The organism is Chitinophaga sp. (assembly GCF_036566945.1).
Classification (GTDB): domain Bacteria; phylum Bacteroidota; class Bacteroidia; order Chitinophagales; family Chitinophagaceae; genus Chitinophaga.
This window is the reverse complement of sequence record NZ_DATCVJ010000280.1, coordinates 19,425-27,296: the sequence shown is the minus strand read 5'-3', so window position 1 is coordinate 27,296 and position 7,872 is coordinate 19,425. Positions and strand designations below refer to the sequence as shown.

Annotated in this window: 6 protein-coding genes; 4 read left to right on the top strand and 2 right to left on the bottom strand. The window is 47.5% G+C overall.

Annotated elements, in window-relative coordinates:
• Window positions 1-970 (top strand): VCBS repeat-containing protein (locus tag VIP81_RS08325; protein ID WP_331958318.1); only part of this gene is annotated, 970 nt, incomplete at its 5' end.
• A 63-nt stretch (window positions 971-1,033) separates the two neighbouring features.
• On the opposite strand, the gene VIP81_RS08320 is transcribed toward VIP81_RS08325, so the two are convergent.
• Entirely contained in the window at window positions 1,034-1,264 is a 231-nt protein-coding gene (locus VIP81_RS08320) for a hypothetical protein (protein WP_331958315.1), read from the bottom strand.
• Window positions 1,265-1,397: 133 nt separating this feature from the next.
• On the opposite strand from VIP81_RS08320, the gene VIP81_RS08315 reads away from it, so the two are divergent.
• From VIP81_RS08315 to VIP81_RS08305, 3 genes are all read left to right on the top strand, one after another.
• Window positions 1,398-1,877 (top strand): inorganic diphosphatase, encoded by a 480-nt coding sequence (locus VIP81_RS08315; RefSeq protein ID WP_331958313.1) that lies wholly within the window; start codon window positions 1,398-1,400, stop codon window positions 1,875-1,877.
• A gap of 309 nt (window positions 1,878-2,186) precedes the next feature.
• Window positions 2,187-4,802, top strand: a complete 2,616-nt coding sequence (locus tag VIP81_RS08310) for a PAS domain S-box protein (RefSeq protein ID WP_331958311.1) — start codon at window positions 2,187-2,189, stop codon at window positions 4,800-4,802.
• 186 nt (window positions 4,803-4,988) lie between these two features.
• Window positions 4,989-5,504: a response regulator gene (locus tag VIP81_RS08305; RefSeq protein WP_331958309.1), complete on the top strand. Its 516-nt coding sequence runs from the start codon at window positions 4,989-4,991 to the stop codon at window positions 5,502-5,504.
• Between the two features lie 5 nt (window positions 5,505-5,509).
• Here VIP81_RS08305 and VIP81_RS08300 read toward each other — a convergent pair whose 3' ends face one another.
• Window positions 5,510-7,864, bottom strand: a complete 2,355-nt coding sequence (locus tag VIP81_RS08300) for an ABC transporter permease (RefSeq protein WP_331958307.1) — start codon at window positions 7,862-7,864, stop codon at window positions 5,510-5,512.
• Window positions 7,865-7,872: the final 8 nt, after the last annotated feature.

The following is a 7,872-nucleotide window of genomic DNA, read 5'->3' as shown; positions in this document are numbered from 1 at the left end:
TCTGGTATCCGGTGCTTTCTGGTACGAAGGCCCGGCTTATTTTAAGCGTCATTATATGGGTGCCGTAAAACAGTTCGGCGAGTATTGGGACGATTTTTCCACCATCCCTTTCGATGTAAACGGAGATGGCCGCATGGACTTCATTACCGGCGGCTGGTTTGGCAAAACGCTGGTATGGAAAGAAAATCCGGGGAACGACCAGGAATGGAAAGAACATATCATTGCTACGCCAGGTAATATAGAAACCACCCGCTCCTGGGATTTGGATGGAGACGGCGTGCCGGAAATCATTCCAAATACACCCAATGATCCGCTGACTATTTACCATCATAATAAAGCTACCGGAACGTTCACCGCCCATCAGATCCTGGATCGGAAATCCGGTCACGGGCTTGGTTTCGGCGATGTGAACGGTGATGGGCGTGTAGACATGGTATTGCCCGAAGGCTGGGTGGAAGCACCCGCATCACCATTTACCGCGCCCTGGATTTTTCATCCCGAGTTCAACCTGGGTACCGCCAGTGTACCCGTGATCGTTACAGACGTGAACAAGGATGGGCTCACAGATTTAATTGCAGGACAAGGCCATGACTATGGGCTGGACTGGTACGAACAACAAAAAGATGCTAAAACGGGTAAACGTAAGTGGATCAAACATGTCATAGATCCCTATAATTCACAATACCATACCATGGCCTGGGTAGACATTGACGGAGATGGTGCAGCAGAACTGGTAACAGGTAAACGTTACCGTGCCCACAACGACCATGATCCGGGCTCCGATGATCCCTGTGGTATTTATTACTTTAAGTGGAACGGGGAATCCTTTACCAAGCAGGTGATCAGCTATGGATCAAAAGGAGCAGGGCTTTACTTTGACATGTATGACCTTACCGGCTCCGGCAAAAAAGATATCATCGTAGCGGGAAAGGACGGGTTGTTTATCTTTCATAATAAAGGAAATAAGTAACCCGGACTTTCCCGGCTTAGGCTGCGTTGGGCCTTCACCGTTAGCCGCGAAATAATTTTTATATTATGCCTCCGCATCATTTTGCGCGAGCCAGCTGTCAATAGCCGTACCCAGTTCGCTGGTTTGTGTGGTTTCATTGTCTTTCCCTTCTTCAAACCAGTGATTCGCGCCTTCGTTATCCTGCCTTCTGAGCAGGTGAATGGTCTTTTCGGGCAGGCGAACAATAAATGTATTCTCCCCCTGGCGGGTAACGCCAATTTCGTGGCTGTGCAGTTGTATATGGAAAGTGCTCATCGTGATAAGTTTAGATCATTCGTACAATCATTATGCCCTCCTGTGTATTATATATCAATTGGTTGGTCCTTTTTTTGTTTCTTCGCACCTGAGTCCTCTTTATCCCATTTATTAGACCCAACAAAATGTGCGTATGATCATTAAAGAGTTACCCGTTGTCATTGAAACCCCGAAAGGGAGTGGCGAGAAATATGATTTTGATCCCTTATCCCGGTTTTTTGTTCTCAGCAAAATGTTGCCCGCCGGAATGGTTTTTCCTTATGATTTTGGTTTTATCATGGGTACAAAGGGAGCCGATGGTGATCCGCTGGATGTAATGGTGATCTCCGAATTTAAAAGTTTTCCCGGCTGTTTGATTAAGTGTCGCTTGTTGGGCGCCATTAAAGCAGAGCAGCGGGAAAAAGACGGCACTATTTTGCGAAACGACCGCTATATTGCCGTACCGGTGGCGTCTAAAGCCTTTAGAGGCGTAGATGCCGTGTCTGCTCAAACGATCCGGGAGATAGAGCATTTCTTTGTGTCGTATAACGAGCAGGAAGGGAAACAGTTCACCCCATTGGGCTATATAGAAGCAGCTCCTGCCTATGAGCAGATCAGGTTCCCGGATAAATAAAGGCAACAGGTAAGCTTTCGTCATGATTATTGCAATTATAGAGGATTGGTGCAGGCCGGAACAATCGTAGGGGCATCCCCGTTTGGTGGTATTATCGCCGCTGCGAAGGGAAAGGCCCGCCGGGAACCGACGACTGGATCAATTTATAGCAAAAGCAGCATATACAGAGCAGGTATTTTCTGTGCATTTTTTTACCCAGTTTTAAGCTGACTGTGGAATTTTAATGGCAGCAGTGTAGCGTGGATCAACCAGCATATATCTTTACGAACTTATTTTTTTAAGATGATAAATGCCCCTATAAAGGCAACTTTGAGTGGACCGTCTGGAGCATCATTTGGATTTCTTTCCGGTGGCGGAGAAGCTGGTGAACTGATCCGTTCTATTGACTGGAGTACTTCCCCATTAGGCCCCGTGGAGGATTGGCCGCACGCATTAAGAACCTGTATTCGTATTTTACTTACTTCACCCCAACCCATGTTTTTATGGTGGGGCCGGGAAGCCATCTATATATATAATGATGCCTGCCGGGCATTGCTGGGAGATCAGCATCCGGTTTCCATGGGCCTGCCCGCATCAGTGGTATGGGCCGGGTTCTGGGAGCAGCTGCTGCCCCGGTTCAGCAGCCTCCTGGCAGCGGAAGCCGATGCAATTGATACGCCTTTATTACAAATGGTACAACGGGATGGAGGGTATTATAATTTCAGCGCCAGCCCGATTGCCAACGAAGCAGGTAACATCGCGGGTATACTTTCTATCGGTGCGATAGTACACCACCCCGCACCTTCCTCTTTTGTTAAAACAGATATCAGCAGTTTCACGAAGGGACTGCTGGCGTATTTCGATCCGGTGATCCGGCTGGCGAGGCTCACCCTCGTCATTAATTTTGAACCGGTGACGGCGGAAGTGTATGTAGACAGAGAAATGTGGGAGAAGATCCTGCTAACCTTATTGGCTAACGCGCTTAAATATACGTTGCACGGCGCCATTGCAGTAAGACTGGTCCAGCAGGATGGACAGGTGCAGCTTTCTGTGGCGGATACCGGCATGGGGATGAGCGCTTCGCTCATCGCAGAAATCAAACAAAGCCTGCTCCGCAAGGAAGACAGCAATAACGGACTTGCACTGGTAAATGACCTGGTAGCAAGGCATGGTGGTGAGTTACAGATCATCAGTGCACCGGGCGACGGCAGCACTTTTAACGTACTTATTCCGGCAGGGAAAGATCATTTGCCGGCAGATAAAGTAAGCAACGGACATGCACCTGTTGTATACAAACAATACAAAGACTTTTTATCCGGGATGGAATCCAATATACGGATCTCCAAGGAAAGACTCCGGCAGGATGGCGGAGCGGAAGCTTACCGGCAGCTATTAGAAAGCCTGCCCGCAGCAGTATATACCTGTGATAAAAACGGGCGTGTACTCATGTATAATGAAGCAGCGGTGGCACTCTGGGGCAGAGAGCCACGTATAGGCATAGATATGTGGTGCGGCTCCTGGAAAATTTATGAACCAGATGGCGTTACACCCATGGCACTTGATACCTGCCCTATGGCACAAGCCATTAAAGGAGCCACTCCCATCAGGGGGAAAGTAATTGTGATAGAACGACCTGATGGCACCCGCCGGATGGTACAACCTTACCCCGATCCGCTCTTTGATGCCGATGGCATATTGACAGGCGCGGTGAATATGCTGGTAGATATCACCAATCAGAAGGAGGCAGAAGAATATGTATCTAAATTGGCGGCTATAGTAGAAAATTCTGATGATGCCATTGTCAGTAAAACCCTGGAAGGCATCATTACCAGCTGGAATCCCGGCGCAGAAAGATTGTTTGGATTTACTGCCGCGGAAATGATTGGAGAACCCATTACCAGGATTATTCCAGCTGATAGATTGAATGAAGAACCCAAAATAATAGAACAGTTGAAAGCAGGCGAACGGGTAGATCATTTTCAAACGAAACGTGTCCGGAAAGATGGGCAACTATTGGACATCTCCTTAACCATCTCTCCCATAAAAGATATACAAGGTAAGGTGGTAGGCGCCTCCAAAATAGCCCGTGATATTACCGAGCAGCGGCGACTGTTTTCTGCGCTGAAAGAGAGTGAATCCAAATATATGCAGCTGGCCTATAAACTGGAAATCCTGGTAGAACAGCGTACCCGTGAACTGCAGGATGCCAATTTCTATCTCGAAAAATCAAACCGCGAGCTGGAGCAGTTTGCCTATGTGACCAGTCACGATTTGCAGGAACCGCTGCGCAAGATTCACACTTTTGCCGGCATGTTGTATAACGTCAACAAAGACGTTCTTTCCGATACCTCTAGGATGTACATCGACAAAGTGATGCTCAGCGCCAAACGCATGTCGCAGCTCATCAACGAATTGCTGGACTATTCCAGACTGGTGCATGTGAAAGATCCTTTTGTAGAAACGGATCTCAACGAGATACTAAAAAATGTACTGATAGATTTTGAAGTGGCTATCAGTCAGCATGAAGTCACTGTAGCAACCAGCGAACTGCCTCGTTTGTTCGTGAGCCCCCTGCAGATAAACCAGTTGTTTCACAACCTCCTGAGTAATGCCCTCAAATTTTTATCCCCCGACAGAAAGCCGTTCATTAAAATATATGCGGAGCCGTTATCTGCCGATAAATTGATCAAGCTGCCTGAGCTGGATCAGGAGAAATCTTATTACGTCATTGTTGTAAAGGACAACGGAATAGGATTTGATCAGATGTATGCCGCTAAAATATTCCAGATTTTTCAACGGCTAAATGACCGTACCGCCTTTGAAGGAACGGGTATAGGATTGGCTTTGTGCAGTAAAATAGCGATTAACCATAAGGGTTACATTTATGCCAATGGCGTTCCGCAGGAAGGAGCGGAGTTCAGGGTAGTTTTACCCGTGATACCATAGCGCATTGTTGCTGTTTTGTTAATTATTAATGTTTTTTGAAAGATGCAGGTATATTGTCACCCTCCAATTTTTTCAGGAACTTTTCCGGGTGTAATATTGCAGCTGATAACGAACAAAAATTTTCCATCGCTTGTTTTCAAGAGATAGTTGTTACTGAATTTTTTCCTGCCATTAAACTACCCTGCAATGAGAGAAAAACTAACCTCCTTATTAATTGATCCGGATAGGGACCGGCGTAACCAGTTTTATCTTGCCCTGGACCTTTTAAACATCAGCAAAGCCTGCGTTGCCCAGGATAATACCACCAGAGCGTTGGAGTATTTAAAAAAGCAATCCGGCTTTACACCGGATTACATTTTCCTGGACAGTTTGCAACCTTCAGACGAAGCGATTTTATTTTTGCGGGAAGTCAGAAAAGTGAAGCGCCTGAAACAGGTGCCACTGATCTGGTATGCAGCCTCCTTTGAGCCTGCACAACAAGAGGCTATCCGGGAGGCCGGATTCGCCGCTGGTTTGGCCAAGCAGGATAATCTGCATAAGCTGAAAGAGAACCTGAAAGTACTCTTCCAGAGCGAGCTGCAGGAAACATTGGTGCCGGATGAACTGTCTGCTGCCACCCGCTTTAAGATGAAGATGAAAGAAGTATTCCTGCAAACACAATCGCTGCTGGAAGCCCCGGAGCATTTGCTGACCCATCCCTGATTTATTTATTCCGTTTGCAAAGCCCCTACGGGATTTGCACCGGCTGCTTTAATGCCCTGGTAGCTGATCGTGGCGATGGCAATGATCACCGTTAAAATACCGGCTGCCAGGAACATCCACCATTGCAATTCAATGCGGTAGTCAATACCTTTCAATGCCTGTTGCATCGCCAGTACCGCGATCGGTACGGTAATGATGAAAGCACTGAAAACAGGTTTGAGGAATTCCCTGGCCAGCATCAACCAGATGCTGCCCGCGCTGGCGCCCATAATTTTGCGGATACCTATTTCTTTCGTACGCCTTTCTGCAAGGAAAGACGATAAGCCGAATAGTCCCAAACAAGAGATCAGGATCGCAAGACTACCAGTCCAGTTCAGCATAAATCCGGAAGACCGGATCCCCGTAAATTTCTGCTGATACGCCTCTTTCGTAAAATGAAATTCAAAAGGAAACTCAGGATTACTCTTTTTAATCGCCGCCTCAATTTTAGTCAGCGCCGTTTGCGGGTGATCTGTTTTCCGTAATCGTATGAAAAAATGATTCATGGCGCCGGTACTCAAATACACCACCATTGGACCAGGTGATTTGTAGGGATCATTTGACACAAAATCTTTAACAACACCTATAATAGGATTGGTACCCAACAATGTACCGATGATTGGTTCTTTCAATCCCATTTTCTTTACGGCAGCCTCATTGACCAGACAACCAATAGAATCGCTGCCGTAGTCAGCGCTGAAATCACGTCCGGCAGCCAGTTGCAGCCCGCCGGTTTTTACCCAGTCGTATTGCACCCAGGTAATGGTGATGGGGAAATTCTGGTCAGGCGTTTTTCCCGGCCATTGCACCCCATCGGTGGCGCCCCCAAATCCCAGCAGGTCATCTGATCCGGCAGACACACTTTCAATTTCCGGAATTCTCAACAGGTCTTCCCGTATCACCTTAAATTGATGGGTCATGTCGCCACGCGCAGGGATTTCCAGCAGCTGGTCCTGGTTGTATCCCAGTGGTCTGTTTTCCCCGTACTGCAGTTGTTTATAAATAACGATGGTGGTGATGATGAGAAAAATAGAGATCACAAACTGAAAGGTCACGAGGCTTTTCCGGAACACACCACCGCCGTGCTGATTCACCACTACGCCCTTCAATACTTTTACCGGTTGGAAGCTGCTGAGAAAAAAAGCAGGATAACTACCTGATACCAGTCCGGTGAATAACGCCAGTAATAGCAGTCCTGACAAAATTTTCCAGTTGCCGAAACTGAAAGAAATACTTCTGCCCGAAATCCGGTTCAATCCCGGGATGGCCAGTTTCGCCAGGAGGATGCCGAGTAGCATGGCAAGACAGGTAATGAGCAGTGCTTCTATCAGGAATTGCAGAATGATGGTACGCCGGGAAGCACCCAAAGCCTTACGTACACCCACTTCCCGCGCGCGGCGCTCAGAACGTGCCGTGGAAAGGTTCATGAAATTGATACAGGCAATCAGTAAAATAAATAACCCAATAGTACCTAGTAGTAGTATGATTTCTATACGACCACCATTAGGTTGTCCGTTTTTAAATCCACCATACAGATGCAGTGACGTAAACGGGTAGGCAAATAAATAGCTGCTGGTGTCATTGTCACTGGCGGTTTGCCGCGATACCAGCTTTAGCTTATTATTAAAGGCGTCCAGACGGCTGTCCGGTTGCAGCTGTGCCCAGGTGGTGAGCCGGTAGTTATCCCACTTATCTATCCAGTCCACGTTCTCCAGTTCATAAAGGCGGAAGGGGAGGATCATATCAAACTTAGTGGTACTGTTAGGTGGTACATCGCGGATGACCGCCGCTACTTTGAGGTCGTGCTGATTATTGTGCCGGATGATTTTACCCATGGGGTTTTGCTCACCAAATATCCTGGTGGCGGCACTTGCGGTGAGCACCACATTGCCGGGTTCCCGCAGGGCAGCCACCGGATCTCCACTGACGGCGGGGTAAGTAAAAATATTCAGGTAGTCGGGATCGGTGTATATACTTTGCTGGTAAATACTTTTGTTGCCCCACAGTACCAGCTGTTGTCCGCCGAAGGCGCTGCGGGAAACATATTTTATTTCCGGCAAATCCTGTTTTAACTTTTTCGCCAGCGGCCCTTGCGTCGCGTCGCCGGTGGTCCAGGCACCTTCCCGTTGCCGGTTTTCCATCACCATGAAAATGTCGGCCTTGTTTTTATGGAACGTATCAAAACTATATTCATCAATGATCCAGAGCAGGATAATGATGCCTGTGGCTAAACCGATAGCGAGTCCGCCGATATTGATCCCGGTAGAGAGTTTGTTTTTCAGGAGATTTCTCCAGCCGTGTCTGCAATAATTTTTGAACATGGAAACAG